Genomic DNA, 20,891 nt, shown 5'->3' with positions numbered 1-20,891 from the left:
GGTGAAGCCAGCCGTCGGTTCGCACGTGGTGGACGTCTGTACCGGGAGGATCGGCATCGTCATGGGCCACGAAGGCCCGTACGTCCAGCTCAGACCGTACGGCGGGGGCCGCGAATGGGACGTGGCGCCGGACGCCCTGCGCCACGCCACCCCCGCCGAACGACTCCGCGCGAGCACGCTCACGGTGAGCCACCCCGACCGTCCCCGCTGACCCGCGGCGTACGGGAGAATGGCGCCATGAGTCTGTTCCGCGATGACGGCGTCGTCCTGCGCACCCAGAAGCTGGGCGAAGCGGATCGGATCATCACCTTGCTCACGCGGGGGCACGGGCGGGTGCGGGCCGTCGCTCGGGGGGTGCGGCGGACCAAGTCGAAGTTCGGGGCCCGGCTCGAGCCGTTCTCCCACGTGGACGTGCAGTTCTTCGCCCGGGGGAGCGAGCTGATCGGGCGCGGGCTGCCGCTGTGCACGCAGAGCGAGACCATCGCGCCGTACGGCGGCGGCATCGTCAGCGACTACGCCCGCTACACCGCCGGGACGGCCATGCTGGAGACCGCCGAGCGGTTCACCGACCACGAGGGCGAGCCGGCCGTGCAGCAGTATCTGCTGCTCGTCGGGGCGCTGCGGACGCTCGCCCGCGGTGAGCACGCCCCGCACCTCGTGCTCGACGCCTTCCTGCTGCGGTCCCTCGCCGTCAACGGCTACGCCCCGAGCTTCAGCGACTGCGCGAAGTGCGGGATGCCGGGACCCAACCGTTTCTTCTCGGTGGCCTCCGGAGGCTCGGTATGCGTCGACTGCCGGGTGCCCGGTAGCGTCGTACCCTCGCCGGCCACCCTGGAACTGCTCGGTGCGCTGCTTACGGGAGACTGGGACACCGCCGACGCCTGCGAGGCGCGGCACGTCCGGGAGGGCAGCGGGCTGGTGTCGGCCTATCTGCACTGGCATCTGGAGCGCGGGCTGCGTTCGCTTCGGTACGTGGAAAAGTAAGGGAGACGAGGGGCACATGGTCGTACGCGGGATCCTGGGGCGGCAGCGTCGGGAGTACAGGGCGCCGGAGCCGCATCCGTCCGGGGCCCGTGCGCCGAAGCTCCCCGGGGAGCTCGTCCCGAAGCATGTGGCGATCGTCATGGACGGGAACGGGCGCTGGGCCAAGGAGCGCGGGCTGCCGCGCACCGAGGGGCACAAGGTCGGCGCCGAGCGGGTGCTGGACGTGCTGCAGGGCGCGATCGAGATGGGCGTCGGGGCGATCTCGCTGTACGCCTTCTCCACCGAGAACTGGAAGCGCTCGCCCGACGAGGTGCGGTTCCTGATGAACTTCAACCGCGACTTCATCCGCAAGACCCGGGACCAGCTGGACGAGCTCGGGGTGCGGGTGCGGTGGGTCGGGCGGATGCCCAAGCTGTGGAAGTCGGTCGCCAGGGAGCTGGAGATCTCCCAGGAGCAGACCAAGGACAACGACAAGCTGACCCTGTACTTCTGCATGAACTACGGCGGGCGCGCCGAGATCGCGGACGCGGCGCAGGCGCTGGCGGAGGACGTGCGGGCCGGGCGGCTCGACCCGTCGAAGGTGACCGAGAAGACCTTCGCCAAGTACCTGTACTACCCGGACATGCCGGACGTGGACCTGTTCCTGCGGCCGAGCGGTGAGCAGCGCACGTCCAACTACCTGCTCTGGCAGAGCGCCTACGCCGAGATGGTCTTCCAGGACGTCCTGTGGCCCGACTTCGACCGGCGCGACCTGTGGCGGGCCTGCGTGGAGTTCGCCTCCCGGGACCGCCGCTTCGGCGGCGCCGTCCCGAACGAGGAACTGCTGGCCATGGAGGGCCGGACCGAGGACTGAACGGACTTCTCAGCGCCGGTCAGGCATGCACAGCCTGTCCGGCGCCGGAGGACGCGAGGCCGCTCAGCGCGCGGCGCACTCCGCGCAGGTGCCGAAGATCTCCACCGTGTGGGCCACGTTGACATAGCCGTGCTCGGCCGCGATCGCGTCCGCCCACTTCTCGACCGCGGGGCCCTCGACCTCGACCGCCTTGCCGCAGACCCGGCAGACCAGGTGGTGGTGGTGTTCGCCGCTGGAGCAGCGGCGGTAGACGGACTCGCCGTCGGAGGTGCGCAGGACGTCGACCTCGCCGGCGTCGGCGAGGGACTGGAGCGTGCGGTAGACCGTCGTCAGACCGACCGAGTCGCCCTTGTGCTTGAGCATGTCGTGCAGTTCCTGCGCGCTGCGGAACTCGTCGACCTCGTCGAGGGCCGCCGCCACGGCGGCCCGCTGCCGGGTGGATCGGCCCTTCACGGGCGGTCCAGCGGTCGTCACGGGGTGCCTCCTCAGGTCTGCCTGCCGGGCCATTGTGCCAGCCCGGGCTGTCGGCGCGGTCAGACGCCGACCTTTCCGCCCGGACCCCGGCTCGGCGGAATCACGCACTCCGCCGGGTCCCCGGTGCCCTGCGCGGCGGCCAGGGCCCGCGCGCGGCGCCGGGCGAGCGGCGTGGCCAGCGCGGTCAGCAGGACGAACGCCCCGATGGTCAGCAGCACGATCGTCGCGCCGGGCGGCACGTCCTGGTAGTACGAGGTGACCGTGCCGCTGATCGTGACGGTCACGCCGATGGCCACCGCGATGGCGAAGGTGGCGGCGAAGCTGCGGCTGAGCTGCTGGGCGGCGGCCACCGGGACCACCATCAGCGCCGACACCAGGAGCAGCCCGACCACGCGCATCGCGACGGTCACCGTCACGGCCGCCGTGACCGCCGTCAGCAGGTTCAGGGCGCGCACCGGCAGGCCCGTGACCCGGGCGAACTCCTCGTCCTGGCTCACCGCGAACAGCTGGCGGCGCAGGCCGAGTGTGACCAGCACCACGAAGGCGGCCAGTACGCAGATCGCGGTGACGTCGGACTCGCTCACCGTGGACAGGGAGCCGAAGAGGTACGAGGTCAGGTTGGCGTTGGAGCCCGTCGGCGCGAGGTTGATGAACATCACGCCGCCGGCCATACCGCCGTAGAAGAGCATGGCGAGGGCGAGGTCGCCGCGGGTCTTGCCGTACCAGCGGATGAGCTCCATGAGGACCGCGCCGAGGACGGAGACGACGGTCGCCATCCAGATCGGGGACCAGGAGAGCAGGAAGCCCAGGCCGACGCCGGTCATCGCCACGTGGCCGATGCCGTCGCCCATCAGGGCCTGGCGGCGCTGGACCAGGTAGATGCCGACCGCGGGGGCGGTGATGCCGACCAGGACGGCGGCGAGCAGGGCCCGCTGCATGAAGGCGTAGTCGAGGATTTCCATCAGCTCAGCAGTCCCGTGCGGATCGGCTCGGCGCCCGCGGGGGCGTGCGGGTGGACATGGTCGTGGCCGGGCAGCGCGTGCTGGCCGACGGCCTTCGGGGGCGGGCCGTCGTGGACGACACAGCCGTCGCGCAGCACCACCGCGCGGTCGATCAGCGGCTCCAGGGCGCCCAGTTCGTGCAGCACGAGCAGGACCGTCGTACCGGCCGCGACCTGCTCGCGCAGGGTCCGCGCCAGCACCTCCTGGCTGGCCAGGTCGACGCCCGCCATCGGCTCGTCCATGATCAGCAGCTCGGGTTCGGCGGCGAGCGCCCGCGCGATCAGCACGCGCTGGTGCTGGCCGCCGGAGAGCGCGTCCACGGAGTCCTTCGCGCGGTCCGCCATGCCGACCAGCTCCAGGGCCCGGCGCACCGCCGCCCGGTCCGCCTTGCGCAGCAGGCCGAAGCGGGCGCGGGAGAGCCGGCCGGAGGAGACGACCTCGGTCACCGTGGCCGGGACGCCGCCCGCTGCGGTGGTGCGCTGGGGGACGTAACCGAGCCGGTGCCAGTCGCGGAAGCGGCGGCGCGGGGTGCCGAACAGCTCGATCTCGCCGGCGCTCACCGGCACCTGGGCGATGACGCTGCGCACGGCGGTGGACTTGCCGGAGCCGTTGGCGCCGAGCAGCGCGACGACCTCACCGCGGGACACGGTGAGGTCGATGCCGCGCAGGACGGGCCGCGAACCCAGGTCGGCGCGTACGCCGCGCAGGGATATGACGGGCTCGCTCATGCGGTCCTCCGAAACGGTCACTTGGCGCCCAACGCGGCCTGGAGGGCCTTGAGGTTGGCATCCATGACCTGGATGTAGTCCTCGCCCTCGGACTTGTCGGTGATGCCCTCGACCGGGTCGAGGACGTCCGTCTTGAGGCCGGCGTCCTTGGCGAGGGTCTTCGCGGTCCGGTCCGAGACCAGTGTCTCGTAGAAGACCGTGGTGACGCCGTCGGCCTTGGCCTCCTCCTGGAGCTCCTTGATCCGGGCCGGGCTGGGCTCGCTCTCCGGGTCGAGTCCGGAGATGGCCTCCTGGGTCAGGCCGTAGCGCTCGGCGAGGTAGCCGAAGGCGGCGTGGTTGGTGAAGAACACCTTGGTCCCGGTGTTCTTCAGGCCCTCCTCGAACCGGGTGTCGAGGCTGTTCAGCTTCTCGACCAGGGCCTCGGTGTTCTTCTTGTAGTCGGCCGCGTGGTCCGGGTCGGCCTTCTCGAAGGCGGCGCCGACGCCCTTGGCGACCTCGGCGTACTTCACGGGGTCGAGCCAGATGTGCGGGTCGAGGGCGTGCTCCTCCTCCTCGGAGTGCCCCTCTTCCTCCGCGTGCCCCTCTTCCTCGGCGTGCTCGTGGCTGTCCTCCAGGCTGCCGTGGTCCTCGAGCTTCGTGAGCGTGGCGGCGTCGATCGTGGTCTTCACGCCGGCCTGCGCGACGGCCTCGTCGACGGCGGGCTGGAGGCCCTTGAGGTAGAGGGCCGCGTCGGTCTCCTGGAGCTGCGCGGTCTGCTGGGCGCTGATCTCCAGGTCGTGCGGCTCCTGGCCGGGCTCGGTGAGGCTGGTGACGTTCACGTGGTCCCCGCCGATCTGCTCGGCGAGGTAGGCCATCGGGTAGAACGACGCGACGACGTCGAACTTCTCCGTGTTGCCCGCGGCGGCGCTGCCGGAGCAGGCGGAGAGGGTGCCGAGACCGAGGGCGGTGACGGCCGCCACGGCCACCCCGGATATGTGCTGTCGTCGTACGTTCATGACAGTCATTTTCAATGAATGTGGAAACGGTTGTCAACAAACGCCGGTCACGGGACCGATTTGATACCGGGGGTGGCCCCGCCGGTAACCTGGGGCATTCGCTGCCGTCCATTCGTCATGAAGAGAGCACCGTGGCCGCCGACAAGATCGACACCATCGTCAGCCTGAGCAAGCGCCGTGGCTTCGTATTCCCTTGCAGTGAGATCTACGGCGGGCAGAAGGCCGCCTGGGACTACGGACCCCTGGGTGTCGAGCTCAAGGAGAACCTCAAGCGCCAGTGGTGGCGCTACATGGTGACGTCGCGTGAGGACGTCGTCGGTATCGACTCGTCCGTGATCCTGGCCTCCGAGGTCTGGGTCGCCTCCGGCCACGTCGCCACCTTCACGGACCCGCTGACCGAGTGCACCTCCTGCCACAAGCGGTTCCGCGCGGACCACTTGGAGGAGGCCTACGAGGCCAAGCACAACCGCCTCCCGGAGAACGGCCTCGCGGACGTCAACTGCCCCAACTGCGGCAACAAGGGCCAGTTCACCGAGCCCAAGCAGTTCTCGGGTCTGCTCTCCACCCACCTCGGCCCGACGCAGGACTCCGGCTCCGTCGCCTACCTGCGCCCCGAGACCGCCCAGGGCATCTTCACCAACTTCGCCCAGGTGCAGACCACTTCGCGCCGCAAGCCGCCGTTCGGCATCGCCCAGATGGGCAAGTCCTTCCGCAACGAGATCACGCCCGGCAACTTCATCTTCCGCACCCGCGAGTTCGAGCAGATGGAGATGGAGTTCTTCGTCAAGCCGGGCGAGGACGAGAAGTGGCAGGAGTACTGGATGGAGCAGCGCTGGAACTGGTACACCGGCCTGGGTCTCCGTGAGGAGAACATGCGCTGGTACGAGCACCCCAAGGAGAAGCTCTCCCACTACTCCAAGCGCACCGCCGACATCGAGTACCGCTTCCGGTTCGGCGGCAACGAGTGGGGCGAGCTGGAGGGTGTCGCCAACCGCACCGACTACGACCTCTCCGCGCACTCCAAGGCCTCCGGCCAGGACCTCGCCTACTACGACCAGGAGGCCCAGGAGCGCTGGACGCCGTACGTCATCGAGCCCGCGGCCGGTGTCGGCCGCGCGATGCTGGCGTTCCTGCTGGACGCCTACATCGAGGACGAGGCGCCGAACGCCAAGGGCAAGATGGAGAAGCGCACGGTGCTGCGCCTCGACCACCGGCTGGCCCCGGTGAAGGTCGCGGTGCTGCCGCTGTCCCGCAACGCCGAGCTCTCCCCGAAGGCCAAGGGCCTCGCCCAGGCGCTGCGGCAGAACTGGAACATCGAGTTCGACGACGCCGGCGCCATCGGCCGCCGCTACCGCCGCCAGGACGAGATCGGCACGCCGTACTGCGTGACCGTCGACTTCGACACCCTGGACGACAACGCGGTGACGGTCCGCGAGCGCGACTCGATGAAGCAGGAGCGGGTCTCCCTCGACCAGATCGAGGGCTACCTGGCCCAGCGCCTGCTGGGCTGCTGACGACCGCCGACGCCCCCGCCGGACGAGCGCACCAGCTCGTCCGGCGGGGGCGTCGTGGTGGTCCCGCATAGAGGCGTCTCATTGGCCCTGTAGCCGGGGCCACCGTGAGGCCAGGCTGGTCCGCATGAGCCTCGCATTCCTGCTGACCACGCTGGTCGTCGTCGCCACCCCCGGTACCGGGGTCGTCTACACCCTCGCGGCCGGTCTGTCGCACGGGCGGCGGGCCAGTGTCGTGGCCGCCTTCGCCTGCGCCCTCGGGATCCTGCCGCACATGCTGGCCACGATCACCGGGGTGGCCGCCCTGCTGCACGCCAGCGCCACGGCCTTCCAGATCCTGAAGTACGCCGGTGTCGCCTACCTCCTCTACATGGCCTGGGCCACGCTGCGGGACAAGGAAACGATCACCGTGGACCGTACGGCGGCGCCGATGTCGGCCGGGCGGATGATCGTCCGGGGCGTGCTGATCAATCTCCTCAACCCCAAGCTGACGATGTTCTTCTTCGCCTTCCTGCCCCAGTTCGTGGACCCGGAAGGGCCGGGCGCGGTGCCGCGGATGCTGGCGCTCAGCGGGGTGTTCATGGCGGCGACCTTCGTCGTCTTCGCGCTCTACGGCGTCCTCGCCGCCTCCGTCCGCGACCAGGTCGTCGCCCGGCCGAGGGTGATGGCCTGGCTGCGCCGCAGCTTCGCCGGGTCCTTCGTGGCCCTCGGGGCGAAACTGGCCTTCACCGCCCGGTAGTTCCTCAGCCGTGATGGACGACGGTGAACAGGCGGTCGGCGCCGGGGGAGTCCAGTTCGTCGAGCGCGGCGACGGCCAGGTCCTCGGCGCTGATCCAGGAGCGGCCGTCGGCGGCGGTGAGCAGGGTGCCGGTGCCGCGCCGGTAGCGGCCGGTCCGCTTGCCGGGGGCGAGCAGGGCGGGCGGCGCGAGACAGGCCCAGTCGTCGTGGGCGTGGGCCTCGCAGGCCCGCAGCTGGGCCACCCCGGCCGCGGCGACCGCCGTCACCTCGGCGGGAACGTACGCGGGGTTGTCGGCGACCAGCAGCGCGGGGTTCCCGGGGCTGCGCAGGACGCCGGCGCCGCCGACCACGAGGACGCGCATTCCCGTCCCGGCCGCGATGTCCAGCACCGCACGGGTCGTACCGACGAGGAAGTCCCGGTCGGCCGGTTCGGTCCGCACGGCCACCACGACGGCGGCGGCGCCGGTGAGGGCCGCGCGCAGGGCGTCCGGGTCGCTCGCGTCGACCGGGACCGGTGTCACACCCGGGCGCTCATCGGCGGGTTTCCGGGACAGGGCGCGCACCCGGTGGCCGCGTGCGACGGCCTCGGTGATCACCCGGCTGCCGACCATGCCGGTGGCGCCGAGCACGGCCGTCGTCTGTCCTGTCGTCAGTCCTGTGGTCATGGGATCCGCTCTCCTTGGGTCCGGTCTTCCGGTACGGGGGTCCTGGCCGCGTCCCGCCTGAACAGGCGTGACACGTCAGGGGAGGTGAACTGCGCGGCCAGCAGCGCGGCCAGGGCGAGGGCGAAGCCGAGGGCCTGGAGCGGGTTCAGCGTCTCGCCGAGCGCGAGCCCGACGAGGGTCGCGACCAGCGGGGACAGCAGCACCAGCGGGGCGGACGCGCCGACCGGCAGCCTGCCGATCCCGCGGAACCACAGGGTGAACGAGATCAGCCCGCCCATCCCGCCCAGCCACAGATACCCGGCGAGGGCCTGCCCGCCGACCGCCGGCGGTGCCCCCTCGAAGGCGACGGTGAGCGGCAGCAACACGAGCCCGCCGACCGTCAGTTGCCAGCCGGCCAGCGTCATCGCGCCGATGCCCGCCGGGCGGCCCCAGCGTTTGGTGAGGACGACGCCGGCCGCCATGCCCGCCGTACCGCCGAGGCCGGCGAGCACGCCGACGGCGTCCAGCCGGGCCTGGGGCCCGAGCACCACGAGCCCCACCCCGACCACGCCGAGCACCCCCCACGTCCAGGTCCAGGCCGTCGGCCGGTGGCGCAGCACCCCGATCGCCAAGGCGGCGACCAGCAACGGCTGAACGGCGCTGAGGGTGCCCGCGACACCGCCGGGGAGCCGTTCGGCCGCCACGAACAGCAGGGGGAACAGCGCGCCGATGTTGAGGGTGCCGAGGACGGCGGCCTTCCACCACCAGTCGCCGCGCGGCAGCACGCGGGTGACCGCCAGGGCGAGCAGCCCGGCGGGCAGGGCCCGCATCAGCCCGGCGAACAGCGGGTGTCCGGGCGGCAGGAGCTCCGTGGTCACGGCGTAGGTGGTGCCCCAGGACGCGGGAGCGAGGGCGGTCAGCGCGACGGTCGCCGCGTGCCGCGCGGCCGGGGCCCGTGCGGTCGAGGTCTGCATGGGGTGCAGTCTCGGCCGGGCCCCGTCATGGCTCCAAAGCATGGTTGCCATGGCAGCGATGAATGAGGACCATCGTTCGATGGATCTTCAGCAGATGCGGTACGTCGTCGCCGTCGCCGAGACCCGCAACTTCACGCGGGCGGCGGAGCGGTGCGCCGTGGTGCAGTCCTCGCTCAGCCACCGGATCGCCGCCCTGGAAAGGGAGTTGGGGGTCCGGCTGTTCGCCCGCTCCAGCCGGCGGGTGGAACCGACCAGCGCCGGTGAGGCGTTCGTCGCGCGGGCCCGGGAGTGCCTGGCCGCCGCCGACCGCGCCGCCGCGGACGCCGCCGCGGCGGCCGGGGTGGTACGGGGCCGGCTCGCCGTCGGCGTGATCGTGACCACCGCCGCGGTCGACGTGCCGGAGCTGTTGCAGCGGTATCGCGCGCGGCACCCGGAGGTCCGGGTCGTGCTGCGCTCCGGGCGCAGCGACGATCTGGTGGCGGCGGTCCGGGCCGGGGAGCTGGACATCGCCTTTCTCGGTCTGCCCGAGGGCGAGCGGCCCGCGACGGTGGAGACCCTGGTGCTCGACCATGACGAGCATGTGCTGGTCGTACCGGCCGGGCACCGGCTCGCGGCGGCCTCCCGGGTCACCCTGCGGGACATCGCGGGCGAGACGTTCGTGGACTTCATGCCCGGCACGCCCGCCCGGGCCCAGTCCGACCGGGCGTTCACCGCGGCAGGGCTGGCGCGGGACGTGGCGTACGAGGTCGGCGTCGTCGAGCTGATCGTCCGGCTGGCGGCGCGCGGGCTGGGGGTGGCCCTGCTGCCGTCGGCCTTCGCCCGCCCCCTGGCGGCCGGTGACCCCGGACTGGCGCTGGTCCCGGTGGTCGGCGGACCACGCCGCATCGAGGTGCTCGCGTGGAGCCGGTTCAACCCCAGCCCGGCGACCCGGGCGATGCTCGACGTCCTCGGGGTCCCGGCCGAGCGGCCCGATGCGTCCGGCTGACCGGCAAGGGCCGGGCTGACAAGTATGGACTGACAGATATTGAAATCTGTCAGCCGTTGGGGCAAGGTGGAGGCATGACGATGAACACCCGAACCCTCGGAACCAGCGGCCCCCGGGTCTCCGCCCTCGGCCTCGGCTGCATGGGCATGTCCGCGCTGTACGGCGACGCCGACCGGGCCGAGTCCATCGCGACCGTCCATGCCGCGCTGGAGGCCGGCGTGACCCTGCTCGACACCGGCGACTTCTACGCCATGGGCCACAACGAGATGCTGATCGGCGAGGCACTGCGCGGCGCCCCCGCCGAGCGCCGCGAACAGGCCCTGGTCAGCGTGAAGTTCGGCGCCCTGCGCGACCCCGACGGCGGCTGGAGCGGCTACGACGGACGGCCCGCCGCGGTGCGGAACTTCGCCGCGTACTCCCTCCAGCGGCTCGGCGTCGACCACATCGACGTCTACCGCATCGCCCGGCTCGACCCGGACGTGCCGATCGAGGAGACCGTCGGCGCCATCGCCGAACTCGTCGAGAAGGGCTACGTCCGCCACATCGGCCTGAGCGAGGTCGGCGCCGACACCATCCGCCGGGCCGCCGCCACCGCCCCGATCGCCGACCTCCAGATCGAGTACTCGCTGATCTCCCGGGGTATCGAGGAGGAGATCCTGCCGACCACCCGCGAACTCGGCATCGGCATCACCGCCTACGGCGTCCTGTCCCGCGGCCTGATCTCCGGCCACTTCACCGGCGACCGCCGGCTCGCCCCCGACGACTTCCGCTCCCTGTCGCCCCGCTTCCAGGGCGACAACCTCCGGCACAACCTGAACCTGGTCGAGGCCCTGCGCACGATCGCCGAGGACAAGGGCGTCACCGTCGCGCAGACCGCCATCGCCTGGGTGCTCTCCCGGGGCGAGGACATCGTGCCGCTCGTCGGCGCCCGCACCCGGCAGCGGCTGACCGAATCGCTCGGCGCCCTCGACGTCACGCTGGACGCCGCCGACCTCGCCGCGATCGAGCGCGCGGTGCCCGCCGACGCCGCCGCGGGCGACCGCTACCCGGCCGCGCAGATGGCCCACCTCGGCAGCAAGTAGCACCCGGCGGTACGGTCTCCTGCATGGCACCGACCTCCGAAGCCCTGACCGCCGAGCGCATCCTCGAAGCCACCGAGGACGTGCTGCGCCGCCACGGCCCGGCCAAGGCCACCGTGGTGGACGTGGCCCGCGCGCTCGGCGTCAGCCACGGCAGCGTCTACCGGCACTTCCGGACCAAGGCGGCGCTGCGCGAGGCGGTGACCAAGCGCTGGCTGGACCGTACGTCGGCGGTGCTGGCCGGGATCGTCGCGGAGGGCGGACGCGACCCGGAGACCCGGCTGCGGGCCTGGCTGCTGGCCCTGTTCGACGCCAAGCGGCACAAGGCCGGGGACGACCCCGAGCTGTTCGCCACGTACACCGTGCTGACCGCGGAGAACAGCGACGCGGTGGACGAGCACATCGACGAACTGACCGGTCAGCTCGCCGAGATCGTCCGCTCGGGCGTGGCGTCCGGCGCCTTCGCCTCCGCCGACCCGCTCACCACCGCCCGCGCCGTCTTCCAGGCCACCGCGCGCTTCCACGACCCCGGCTACCACCGGGAGTGGGAACGGCCGGGGGCCCAGGACGAGTTCGAGGCCGTGGTGGAGCTGCTGGCGCGGGGGCTGCGGGCGGTGTGACGGCTCAGGTCTCCTTGGTCGTCCGCCCCAGGTAGGTGGCCCCGCCCGGGTCCGGCACCTGGATCTCGTGGAAGCCCATCCGGTCGTAGAAGGCCCGCGCCCGGGTGTTGGCCGTCGCCATGGCCAGGTGGACGGCCGGGACCCCGCCGGTGTGCAGGGCGTGGAGGAACGTCCGCATCAGGACGCGGCCGTGCCCCTTGCCCTGCCAGTCGGGGAGCAGGTCGATGTGCAGATGGGCGGGGTAGGCCAGCAGCTCCGGCAGGACCATCCGCTCGGGGTGGTGGAGCAGCGCGGCGATCGTCTCGTCGGGGGTCGTGGGCGGGCCCTCGGGCGCCGGGTAGCGGTCGGCGACCGCCGGCAGCCACTTGTGGCGGAAGTCGGCGGCGAAGCGGGGGGTGTCGGCGGTGCCGACGATGTACCCCACCGCCTGTCCCTGGCCGTCGTCGAGGACGAAGGCCAGCTCCGGCTCCAACTCGACGTAGGGGGCGGAGAACGTGGCCGGGAAGACGCCGGGGTCCGCGTAGAAGGGCCGGCTGTCGCCGCCCACATGGGCGGTGCGGACGCAGATGTCGTCGAGCGCGGCGCGGTCCGCGGGGCGATAGGGGCGTACGGCGGGCAGTGGGGTCACCCGTGCATCCTGCCGTGTCTGGGAGCGCTCCCACAAGACGCTTTCGCCAGGCGGGCGTTCACGCCGCGCGGTGCGCCGGGTCAGGCGACGGACGGGTCCACGGTCGCCTGGTGCGCCTGAGCCAGATGCTCCTCGGCCTTCAGCCACGGCAGGAACTGCGCCGAGATGCGCCACCCGCAGGTCTCGCACCTGACCGTGCGCTGCACTCCGGCCCGCCGCACCTGTACGACGTGCTCGCGTCCGTGCTGGTCCCAGCGGGTGACCTTGCTCGTGTTGATCGGCGGCACGACGCCTCCAGAGTCCCGGGAAGTCATGGAGGAGTGTGCAGCAAGATGATGATCGACAGGGACCCTCTTCACAGGGAGTTGGCCAACCTGTGCCCTGCGGGCCATGGGCGGCTACGCGTGGAGACGACTCCGGTCGCGCGCTCGCACCGTCTCGAGTCGCCGTGCCGTGCGTTCCGCGGTGCCGCGGGCCCAGGGGCCGGTGGTGAGCAGGCCGAGGACCAGGACCGCCAGCCCGCAGGCCGTGAGGATCCACCAGCCGGGTACCGCGGCCGACACGAACGCCTCCCGGTACGACGCGGTGCCGATGCCCGCCGCCAGTACCGCTCCGATGACGGCGACGCCGAGTGTCTGGCCCAGTTGCCGGCTCGTGGAGGCGACGGCCGCCGCGACCCCGGCCTGCGCGCGCGGCATGCCGGAGACCGCCGTGTTGGTGATGGGCGCGTTGACGAACCCGAAGCCGATGCCGAACAGGACGTACCCGGTGAAGAGGCCGGCGTCGGACGTCTCCGCGTCGAACAGGGCGAACAGCAGCGCGCTCACCGTCATCGAGCCCCCCGCGACCAGCAGCGGCACCCGAGGCCCCCGGCTGCCCACCAGCCGCCCCGACAGGGGGGCGCACAGGAAGGTCGGCACGGCCATGGGCAGCATCCACAGCCCGGCCTCCAGGGCGCTGAGCCCGCGCACGTTCTGCAGGTAAAGCGTCGACAGGAACAGGAACCCGCCGAGCGCGGCGAACGAGCCGACCGCGATCACCGTCGCCCCGCTGAACGGCGCCGAACGGAAGAGGCGCAGGTCGATCAGGGGTTCGGCGCGGCGCGGTGCGTACCGGAGCAGGGCCACCAGCGCGACCACGGCCAGCACCGCGAAGGGAACGGCGACGGTCGGGGCGTGCGGCGCCTCGATGATCGCGTACGTCAGCGCGCCGAACAGCGCGATCACCAGCACCTGCCCGACCGGGTCGACCCGGCGGGGCTCGGGCGCCCGGGACTCGGGCACGTACCGCAGGGTCAGCAGCAGCGCGGCGAGCCCCACCGGCAGGTTGATCCAGAAGATCGAGCGCCAGCCGACGGAGTCCACCAGCAGCCCGCCCACCAGCGGCCCGGCGGCCATCGAGATGCCGACCACCGCCCCCCAGGCGCCGATCGCGCGGGCCCGCTCGCGGGGATCGGTGAAGGTGTTGGTGATGATCGACATGGCGACCGGGTTGAGCATGGAACCGCCGACGGCCTGGAGCGTCCGGGCCGCGATCAGCAGCTCCAGGCTGGGTGCCAGGGAACACAGCAGCGAGCCGAGCGTGAACACGACCAGCCCCGCCATGAAGACCCGCTTGCGGCCGATCCGGTCGGCCGTGGAGCCCGCGAGCATCAGCAGGGACGCGAGGACCAGGGTGTAGGCGTCGATCGTCCGCTGGAGCCCGGCGGTGTCGGCGCGCAGGTCTTCCTGCAGCGACGGCAGTGCCACGTTCAGCACGGTGTTGTCCAGGCTCACGACGAGCAGGCTCATGCAGCAGACGGCGAGGACCAGCAGGCGGCGGCGGGGGCTGAGCTCGGGCATGCACTCCAGCGTAACCCGAAATTCGATAGTGCGGTTAACTAAAGAATTGGGCGAACTCATTGCACGGCACAATGGAGCCATGCCCAAGCCCCTGCAGATCGGCCCGCACACCGTTCAGCCGCCCGTCGTCCTGGCCCCCATGGCCGGGATCACCAACGCGCCCTTCCGCACCCTGTGCCGGGAGTTCAGCGGCGGAAAAGGGCTGTTCGTCAGCGAGATGATCACCACTCGGGCGCTGGTCGAGCGCAACGAGAAGACCATGCAGCTGGTCCACTTCGACGCCACCGAGAAGCCCCGCTCGATCCAGCTGTACGGCGTGGACCCGGCGACCGTCGGCAAGGCCGTCCGCATGATCGCGGAGGAGGACCTCGCCGACCACATCGACCTGAACTTCGGGTGCCCGGTGCCGAAGGTGACGCGCAAGGGCGGCGGGTCGGCGCTGCCGTACAAGCGGAATCTGCTGCGGGCGATCCTGCGCGAGGCGGTCTCCGGGGCCGGGGAGCTGCCGGTGACGATGAAGATGCGCAAGGGCATCGACGACGATCACATCACCTACCTCGACGCCGGCCGGATCGCGGTCGAGGAGGGCGTCACGGCGATCGCGCTGCACGGCCGTACCGCCGCGCAGCACTACGGCGGCACCGCCGACTGGGAGGCCATCGCCCGCCTGAAGGAGCATGTGCCGGAGATCCCGGTGCTCGGCAACGGCGACATCTGGTCGGCCGAGGACGCGGTCCGGATGATGCGGGAGACCGGCTGCGACGGCGTCGTCGTCGGACGCGGGTGCCTGGGGCGGCCGTGGCTGTTCTCGGACCTGGTGGCCGCCTTCGAGGGCCGCCCCGAGGACATCGCGCGTCCCCCGCTGCGCGAGGTCGCCGACGTGATGGTCCGGCACGCCACGCTCCTCGGCGAGTGGATCGGCGACGAGGCGCGGGGCGTCATCGACTTCCGCAAGCACGTCGCCTGGTACCTGAAGGGCTTCGCCGTCGGCTCCGAGATGCGCAAGCGGCTCGCCGTCACCTCGTCGCTGGCGGAACTGCGGTACGGACTTGACGAGTTGGACCTCGATCAGCCCTGGCCGCTCGGGGCGGACGGGCCGCGGGGCCGTACGTCGGGCAACAACCGGGTCGTCCTGCCGGACGGCTGGCTGAAGGACCCGTACGACTGCGCGGGTGTGAGCGAGGACGCGGAGCTGGACACCTCCGGCGGCTAGTCCTTGACGGGGTCAGTCCTTGGCGGGGTCAGTCCTTGGTGGGGTGGGGTGTTGAGCCGTAGGCCGTCAGGAAGCGGTCGCGGAAGGCGTCCATCTTCCAGACCGGGGCGTCGGGGGCGGGTTGCAGGCCCTCCGTCCAGTTCCAGTCCGTGATCCTCTCCAGGACCTCCGGGTCCTTGGCCACGATGGAGACGGGGACGTCCCGGCTCGCGTCGTCGCCGCTGACCCTTGCGATCGGCTGGTGGTCGCCGAGGAAGACCAGGACCGTGTCCTCGGTGCCGTAGCGCTCCAGCCACTGGGTCAGGGACGTCACCGAGTACTCGATCGACCTGCCGTACTCCGCCCGGGACTTGGTGGTGTCCGTGATGATGTCCTGCGCCTTCTTGCCGTCCCGCTGGACGGCGTCGAAGAGCGAGCCGTCGCCCAGGTCGTCCCAGTCGACCAGCGTGGGGATCGGTGCCCAGGGCTGGTGGCTGGAGGTCAGGATGATCTCCGACATCAGCGGCTTGTCGCGCTTCTTGCCGTGGACCATGCGCTGGAAGGCCTCCAGCGCGTACTGGTCCGGCATGGTCGACCAGCTGAACTTCGGTCCCTGGTACCCGAGTCGGAAGGCGTCGTAGACCTTGTCCAGGCCGTAGAAGTCGGCTTCCGGCCAGGCTTTCTGGATGCCCGGCATGATGCCCACCGTGTCCCAGGCGCCGGTCTTCCGGAACGCCTTGGTGAGGGACAGGTGGTCGCCGGAGGTGACGGTGGTGTAGCGCTGCTGGTTGTCGATCCACAGGCCGGACAGGAACGTCGAATGGCCCAGCCAGCTGCTGCCGCCGTAGGTCGAGGAGGTCAGCCAGCCGCTCCGCGCGCGGTAGCCCGCCGCCTGCAGCGACTTGGTGCTCGCGTCGAGCGTGTCCGTCACGCCCGGCGCCATGACCGGGTCCTCGATGGCGCTTCTGCCGTAGCTCTCGATGAACGTGAAGATCACGTCCTTGCCGCGCAGGTCCGGCAGGAGCTGGGCGGGCGGAGTCGCGCCGAAGGTGTCCGCCCTCGCCTCCTTCGCGAAGGCCGCCTCGTCCTTGAGGGTGGCCTGCACCCGCCGCGCCTGGATCGCCAGCGCGGAGGCCGCCCGGTCGGCGGCGAGAGGCATGCCGGCCAGCTGGAGGCCGAGGGTGGAGCAGGTGATCCAGACCGTCCCGGCGACGAGGGTGGCCTTGGTGGCCCGCTGCCGGTGGCCGGCCAGGAAGTTGGCGAGGCGGACGGTGGCCAGGGCGGTGAGGACGAGGAGCAGTACGGCGAGCAGGACGGCGCCGATGGTCGCGGTGAGCGTGGTGGCGGCGCCCATCGAGTCCTTCATGTAGCCCTGGGCGTCGTCGAGGAGGGACCAGTCGAGGACGAGGTTGAAGCCCCGGCCCAGGTAGGCGCGGAACCCCATGTCCAGGAAGTTGAGGACGGTGAGCGCCCCGAGGGCGGTGCCCGCCACCGCCGCGAGGGCGATGCGCGGACGCCGGGGCAGCGCGAGCAGGACGGCGGCACCGACGATCGCCTCCGCGGGGATGCGGGTGAAGCGGTTGGGACGCAGGGCGGCGAGGCTGTTGGGCAGCAGCAGGGCACCCAGCACGAGGGCTGCGCAGAGAACGGTGACGGTCAGTGGCTTCCGGCCCCGACCACCCGAGCCGCCGTCTTTGGCGGCGCCGCAGTCCTCGCCCGCATTGACGTCCCCGACCGCGCCGCTGCCCGTGGCCGCGCTGCGGTTCTCGGTCGTGCCGCCGTCCGTGGCCGCGTCGATGTCTTCCGCCGTGCCGCTGTCCCCGGCCGCGCCGCCACCCTCACCCGCGTTGACGTCCTCGCCCGTGCCGCCGTCCTCGGCCGTGCCGCCGTCCTCGCCCGTGCCGCCGTCCTCGGCCGAGTCGCCGTCCCCGGCCGCGTTGCCGTCCGCACCCGCGCCGCCTTCCCCACCCGCCCCGCCTTCCCCAGGCGGGGCGGTTGCGGCGGACGGAGGTGGCGCGGTGTCCGTGGTTGTGGCCTCGGGGGTCGCTGTTCCCGGTGGGCGGTGTAGGCGTGTGAAGGCGGGCACCCGGTGGTCCTTCCGTGCGGTCCCTGGTGGCGGGGGGCCCGCCGTGATGTCGTACGGGCCCGCACCCGCGCTTGTTCAGCCCGTCCGCGCCACTACTCGGCGAACAACAGGGAAACCCCCGGCCACCCGGGACGCTACGCCCCGCCCACCGCCGTCAGCAGGGCCAGGGGGGCCGTCGCCGAGCGGGACTCCCGGACGCAGGCGTGGGGGTAGGGGACCGGCTCGGGGTGGGTGTCGCGGCCGTAGCCCGCCAGGACCTCCGGCAGGCGGTGGCCGGTGGTCGTCGCCGCGTCGACCAGGGCGTGCGCCACGGTCCGGGCCTCGTCGTGCAGGCCGTAGCGGGACAGGCCGAGGGTGATCAGCGCGTTGTCGTGCGGCCACACCGAGCCGCGGTGGTAGGAGAGCGGGTGGTACGCAGGCTGGCCCGCGGCCAGGGTGCGCACGCCCCAGCCCGAGAAGAAGTCCGCCTCCAGCAGGCGCCGGCCCACCAGTTCGCCGTACTCCTTGTCCAGCAGGCCCGACCAGAGCAGATGCCCGGCGTCCGAGGCCAGCGCGTCGACCTGGCGGCCCTCGCCGTCCAGGGCCAGCGCCGGGAAGGAGTGCTCCGGCATCCAGAAGTCCCGCTGGAAACGGTCCCGCAGGTCACCGGCCGCCTGCTCCAGCAGCGCCGCGTACGTCTCGTCCGCCCACACCGTCCGCGACAGCCCGGCCGTGCGGCGCAGCGCGTCGTACGCGTAGCCCTGCGCGCCCGCCGCCATCACCGGGCCGCTCGCCCGGGTGCCGTCGGCCCAGCAGATGGCGCCGGGGGAGTCCTTCCAGTTCTGGTTGGCCAGGCCGCCGCGGTCGGCGCGGTAGACCAGGTAGCCGCGGGAGGTCAGGCCGCCGTGGTCCAGCATCCAGGCGACCGCGGCCCGGGCGTGCGGTTCCAGCCGGCGGGCCAGGGCGACATCCCCGGTGTGTTCCACGTACGCGCCCAGCAGGACCAGGAAGAGCGGGGTCGCGTCCACCGAGCCGTAGTAGCGGCCGTACGGCACCTGGCCGAAGTGGGCCAGCTCGCCGTGCCGGACCTCGTGCACGATCTTGCCGGGCTGCGCCACCGAGGCCGTGCCCGTCTCCTGGGCCTGGGTGGCGGCCAGCGCGGGCAGGACGGCCGCCGCGAGGGCCGGGCGGTACGGGAGGGCGAACAGGGAGGTGAGCAGGGCGTCCCGGCCCAGCAGGGTCAGGAACCAGGGGGCGCCCGCGGCCGGTACCCGGACCTCCTCGCCGTCCAGGCCCGTCGCCGGGATCTGCAGCGAGGCCAGGTCCGCCAGGCCCCGGGCGCAGGCCGCCGCCAGCTCGGGCCAGCCGGTGGGGAAGGAGACGCCCGTGACGAACTCGCCCTCCAGGGCGATCAGCTGGTCGTTCAGCGCGGCGGGGGAGCGCGGTACGCGCAGCGCCCGCTTGTCGCCGTGCGGGCGGGCCATCACCCGCAGCGCCAGTTCCGCCGTGCCGTGCGGGTCCAGGTCCAGGGTCCACACCAGGCGCCGCGCCCCGGTTCCGGTCTCCTCCACCGCGTCCGGGGCCGGCTCGGCGGTGACCGTCGTACGGGATCGCCATTCGCCGCGCTGGTAGGTGAACTCCAGGCCGTGGTCGAGGACGTGGCGGGAGCGGGTGGCGCCGGTCTTGGTGTAGGTGCGGTGGTCGGAACGCAGTTCGAACTGGTCGGTGAAGTCCGCGTCCGCGGTGATCGCCAGGCGGACCGTGGAGGGGACGGGGAGGTTGCTGGTCACCCGCAGCGACTCCACGAACGAGCCGTCCCCCACCGCCTGTTCGCGGAAGAGCGTGTACGCCGGGGGCTCCTGGCGGCCGCCCCGGGGGACCAGGACGCAGCGGGCGGTGTCCCCGTCGGCCACCGGGGTCAGGGCCTCCGGCACCGCGCCGTCCAGCGTCAGCTGCCAGCGGCTGAGGTGCCGGGCGTCGCGGACGAACAAGCCGTCCGGCGAGCCGGCGCCCCGCACACCGCTGATGTCCCCGCCGTCCCCCACGGCGGCGAACGTCTCCCCGTGCACGAGCAGATGATGGCGGTCCGTCATCCCCGGTCCCCTCCCTTGACTTCCCTCACGCCGTACGTGTCCCTCGCGGGCTCGTCGTGCAGCAGGTCGAGCGCGAGCGCCGCGGTCCAGCTGAAGTCGGCGGTGCCGCAGGCCGCGCCGGTGTACGGGTCGACGTACTCCGCGAATCCGGAGCTGCCGGCCAGCTCCGGCACCGAGCGGCGCAGCGCGTCGGCCGCATGGTGCTCGCCGTGGGTGCGCAGGCCGCGCTCGATCAGCCACGCGGTGTTGAACCAGGCCGGGCCGCGCCAGTAGCGGTGCGGGTCGAAGGACTCGCCGAGCAGGTCGTAGCTCGGCACCAGACGGGTGGTGTCGCCGAGCGAGAAGTGCGGGCCGCGGGCGGTGCGCACCAGGGCCTCGGCGGTTCTGCCGGGCAGCGTGGGCAGCAGCAGCGGGATCAGGCCGGACACCGACCGCTCCGGGATCAGCCCGCCGCCGCGCACGTCCCGGCAGCAGAACATCTCGCGCTCGGGGTCCCACAGGCGCTGCACCAGGGCGCCCGTCAGGCGCTCGGCGCGCGCGTGGCGGGCCGTGCCCGTCGCTCCCAGTTCGCGGGCGATCCGGGCCAGGGCGTGCTCGGAGGCGATGAGCAGGGCGTTGAACGCCGGGTCCTCCACGGCGAACGCGCCCGTCCCGTCGGCGTAACCGCCGTCCCGGTAGTCCGTCGCCAGCCGGACGTACCGCCCGTAGTCCAGATCCGTCGGACGGTCCTCGGGGGCGCCGTGGTCCAGGTCGGCGCGGCGGAAGGAGCGGGCCGGGGCGGGGGCGACGCGGGCCAGCGGGGCGTCCCAGCAGGGGCTGTTGTCCATACCCTGTTCCCACGGGTGCACGACGGAGGCGAGGCCGCCGCCGCCCAGGTCCCGCCGGTGCAGCAGATAGCGGTGCCAGGCCGCCAGCTTCGGGTAGACCCGGGCCAGGAAGCCGCGCCCGCGGGACAGGCCGGGGTCGGCCAGGTGCACCAGCCAGGCCGCCAGGGCGTGCACCGGTGGCTGCACGATCCCGGACGTCTGTACGGTGCGCGGGGCGCCCGCAGCGCGCCCCGCGGTCGAGGAGCGCCAGAAGTCGGGGCTCGGGAAGTACGCGTCGAGCGGCACGGAGGGGTTGAAGACGATGTGCGGGATCCGTCCGTCGCCCCACTGGGCGGCCAGCAGCGTCTCCAGCTCGGTCTGGGCCCGTAACGGCGACAGATGCCGCAGGCCGATCGCGATGAACGCCGAGTCCCAGGACCACTGGTGCGGATACAGCCCGCGCGAGGGGACCGTGGAGGCGCCCGTCCAGTTGGACTCCAGGACGCGGGCGGCCGCGAGGTGCAGGGAACCTGCCGTACCGGCCGGGTCGTATACGAAGGACCGCTGTGCGGGGCGGGCGGCTAATACTGCAACGGTGCTTGCCGTGACTGCTGGCCAGCTCGGTCGTTGATGTGGTCATGGGTGGGGACCTTGCTGATGTCAGGTTGTGGGCTGGTGAA

Annotated in this window: 21 protein-coding genes; 9 read left to right on the top strand and 12 right to left on the bottom strand. The window is 72.3% G+C overall.

Annotated elements, in window-relative coordinates:
- Position 1 precedes the first annotated feature (1 nt).
- From ACWD1Z_RS28870 to ACWD1Z_RS28860, 3 genes are read left to right on the top strand one after another with little or no spacing between them, the layout of a single operon-like run.
- The gene (locus tag ACWD1Z_RS28870) at positions 2-211 is read left to right on the top strand and encodes a hypothetical protein (RefSeq protein WP_451122514.1); all 210 of its coding nucleotides are present in this window, start codon (positions 2-4) and stop codon (positions 209-211) included.
- A gap of 26 nt (positions 212-237) precedes the next feature.
- The gene (recO, locus tag ACWD1Z_RS28865; RefSeq protein WP_389416131.1) at positions 238-984 is read left to right on the top strand and encodes a DNA repair protein RecO; all 747 of its coding nucleotides are present in this window, start codon (positions 238-240) and stop codon (positions 982-984) included.
- 16 nt (positions 985-1,000) lie between these two features.
- Positions 1,001-1,837 (top strand): isoprenyl transferase, encoded by an 837-nt coding sequence (locus ACWD1Z_RS28860; RefSeq protein WP_451122513.1) that lies wholly within the window; start codon positions 1,001-1,003, stop codon positions 1,835-1,837.
- 63 nt (positions 1,838-1,900) lie between these two features.
- Here ACWD1Z_RS28860 and ACWD1Z_RS28855 read toward each other — a convergent pair whose 3' ends face one another.
- Genes ACWD1Z_RS28855 through ACWD1Z_RS28840 form a run of 4 tightly spaced genes read right to left on the bottom strand, consistent with a single transcriptional unit; the run spans position 1,901 to position 5,035 of the window.
- The gene (locus tag ACWD1Z_RS28855) at positions 1,901-2,311 is read right to left on the bottom strand and encodes a Fur family transcriptional regulator (protein WP_389416134.1); all 411 of its coding nucleotides are present in this window, start codon (positions 2,309-2,311) and stop codon (positions 1,901-1,903) included.
- Between the two features lie 59 nt (positions 2,312-2,370).
- A complete protein-coding gene (locus ACWD1Z_RS28850; RefSeq protein WP_451122512.1) occupies positions 2,371-3,273 on the bottom strand; it encodes a metal ABC transporter permease in 903 nt (300 codons plus the stop codon).
- Positions 3,273-4,040 (bottom strand): metal ABC transporter ATP-binding protein, encoded by a 768-nt coding sequence (locus ACWD1Z_RS28845; protein WP_451122511.1) that lies wholly within the window; start codon positions 4,038-4,040, stop codon positions 3,273-3,275. Before ACWD1Z_RS28845 ends, ACWD1Z_RS28850 begins: the two co-directional genes overlap by 1 nt.
- Before the next feature lie 17 nt (positions 4,041-4,057).
- Positions 4,058-5,035: a metal ABC transporter substrate-binding protein gene (locus tag ACWD1Z_RS28840; protein ID WP_451122510.1), complete on the bottom strand. Its 978-nt coding sequence runs from the start codon at positions 5,033-5,035 to the stop codon at positions 4,058-4,060.
- Between the two features lie 131 nt (positions 5,036-5,166).
- On the opposite strand from ACWD1Z_RS28840, the gene ACWD1Z_RS28835 reads away from it, so the two are divergent.
- Positions 5,167-6,549, top strand: coding sequence for a glycine--tRNA ligase (locus tag ACWD1Z_RS28835; protein ID WP_250075025.1), 1,383 nt, complete (start codon positions 5,167-5,169; stop codon positions 6,547-6,549).
- Positions 6,550-6,673: 124 nt separating this feature from the next.
- Entirely contained in the window at positions 6,674-7,285 is a 612-nt protein-coding gene (locus ACWD1Z_RS28830; RefSeq protein ID WP_451122509.1) for a LysE family translocator, read from the top strand.
- Positions 7,286-7,289: 4 nt separating this feature from the next.
- On the opposite strand, the gene ACWD1Z_RS28825 is transcribed toward ACWD1Z_RS28830, so the two are convergent.
- Positions 7,290-7,949: an NAD(P)-dependent oxidoreductase gene (locus ACWD1Z_RS28825; RefSeq protein ID WP_451122508.1), complete on the bottom strand. Its 660-nt coding sequence runs from the start codon at positions 7,947-7,949 to the stop codon at positions 7,290-7,292.
- Positions 7,946-8,902, bottom strand: a complete 957-nt coding sequence (locus tag ACWD1Z_RS28820) for an EamA family transporter (protein WP_451122507.1) — start codon at positions 8,900-8,902, stop codon at positions 7,946-7,948. Before ACWD1Z_RS28820 ends, ACWD1Z_RS28825 begins: the two co-directional genes overlap by 4 nt.
- A 79-nt stretch (positions 8,903-8,981) precedes the next feature.
- Here ACWD1Z_RS28820 and ACWD1Z_RS28815 point away from each other — a divergent pair, with 79 nt between their 5' ends.
- The 3 genes from ACWD1Z_RS28815 (at position 8,982) to ACWD1Z_RS28805 (ending at position 11,586) form a co-directional block, all read left to right on the top strand.
- Positions 8,982-9,887: a LysR family transcriptional regulator gene (locus ACWD1Z_RS28815; RefSeq protein ID WP_451122506.1), complete on the top strand. Its 906-nt coding sequence runs from the start codon at positions 8,982-8,984 to the stop codon at positions 9,885-9,887.
- A gap of 74 nt (positions 9,888-9,961) precedes the next feature.
- Entirely contained in the window at positions 9,962-10,969 is a 1,008-nt protein-coding gene (locus ACWD1Z_RS28810; RefSeq protein WP_451122505.1) for an aldo/keto reductase, read from the top strand.
- Between the two features lie 23 nt (positions 10,970-10,992).
- Entirely contained in the window at positions 10,993-11,586 is a 594-nt protein-coding gene (locus ACWD1Z_RS28805; RefSeq protein WP_451122504.1) for a TetR family transcriptional regulator, read from the top strand.
- A gap of 4 nt (positions 11,587-11,590) precedes the next feature.
- On the opposite strand, the gene ACWD1Z_RS28800 is transcribed toward ACWD1Z_RS28805, so the two are convergent.
- The 3 genes from ACWD1Z_RS28800 to ACWD1Z_RS28790 form a co-directional block, all read right to left on the bottom strand.
- On the bottom strand, positions 11,591-12,214 hold the full coding sequence (locus tag ACWD1Z_RS28800; RefSeq protein ID WP_451122503.1) for a GNAT family N-acetyltransferase: 624 nt from the start codon (positions 12,212-12,214) through the stop codon (positions 11,591-11,593).
- An 80-nt stretch (positions 12,215-12,294) separates the two neighbouring features.
- On the bottom strand, positions 12,295-12,501 hold the full coding sequence (locus ACWD1Z_RS28795; protein ID WP_389416146.1) for a hypothetical protein: 207 nt from the start codon (positions 12,499-12,501) through the stop codon (positions 12,295-12,297).
- A gap of 111 nt (positions 12,502-12,612) precedes the next feature.
- A complete protein-coding gene (locus ACWD1Z_RS28790; RefSeq protein ID WP_451122502.1) occupies positions 12,613-14,055 on the bottom strand; it encodes an MFS transporter in 1,443 nt (480 codons plus the stop codon).
- Between the two features lie 79 nt (positions 14,056-14,134).
- Here ACWD1Z_RS28790 and dusB point away from each other — a divergent pair, with 79 nt between their 5' ends.
- Positions 14,135-15,268 (top strand): tRNA dihydrouridine synthase DusB, encoded by a 1,134-nt coding sequence (gene dusB / locus ACWD1Z_RS28785; RefSeq protein WP_451122501.1) that lies wholly within the window; start codon positions 14,135-14,137, stop codon positions 15,266-15,268.
- A gap of 28 nt (positions 15,269-15,296) precedes the next feature.
- On the opposite strand, the gene ACWD1Z_RS28780 is transcribed toward dusB, so the two are convergent.
- The 3 genes from ACWD1Z_RS28780 to ACWD1Z_RS28770 form a co-directional block, all read right to left on the bottom strand.
- Positions 15,297-17,333: a CDP-alcohol phosphatidyltransferase gene (locus ACWD1Z_RS28780; protein WP_451122500.1), complete on the bottom strand. Its 2,037-nt coding sequence runs from the start codon at positions 17,331-17,333 to the stop codon at positions 15,297-15,299.
- Between the two features lie 134 nt (positions 17,334-17,467).
- Positions 17,468-19,405 (bottom strand): amylo-alpha-1,6-glucosidase, encoded by a 1,938-nt coding sequence (locus ACWD1Z_RS28775; protein WP_451122499.1) that lies wholly within the window; start codon positions 19,403-19,405, stop codon positions 17,468-17,470.
- Entirely contained in the window at positions 19,402-20,736 is a 1,335-nt protein-coding gene (locus ACWD1Z_RS28770; protein WP_451122629.1) for an MGH1-like glycoside hydrolase domain-containing protein, read from the bottom strand. The genes ACWD1Z_RS28775 and ACWD1Z_RS28770 overlap by 4 nt, the downstream gene beginning before the upstream one ends.
- Positions 20,737-20,891 lie beyond the last annotated feature (155 nt).

This window comes from Streptomyces sp. NPDC002784, from assembly GCF_053592135.1.
Note: the sequence above shows the minus strand (reverse complement) of the source record. Positions and strands in the feature narration are given on the sequence as shown.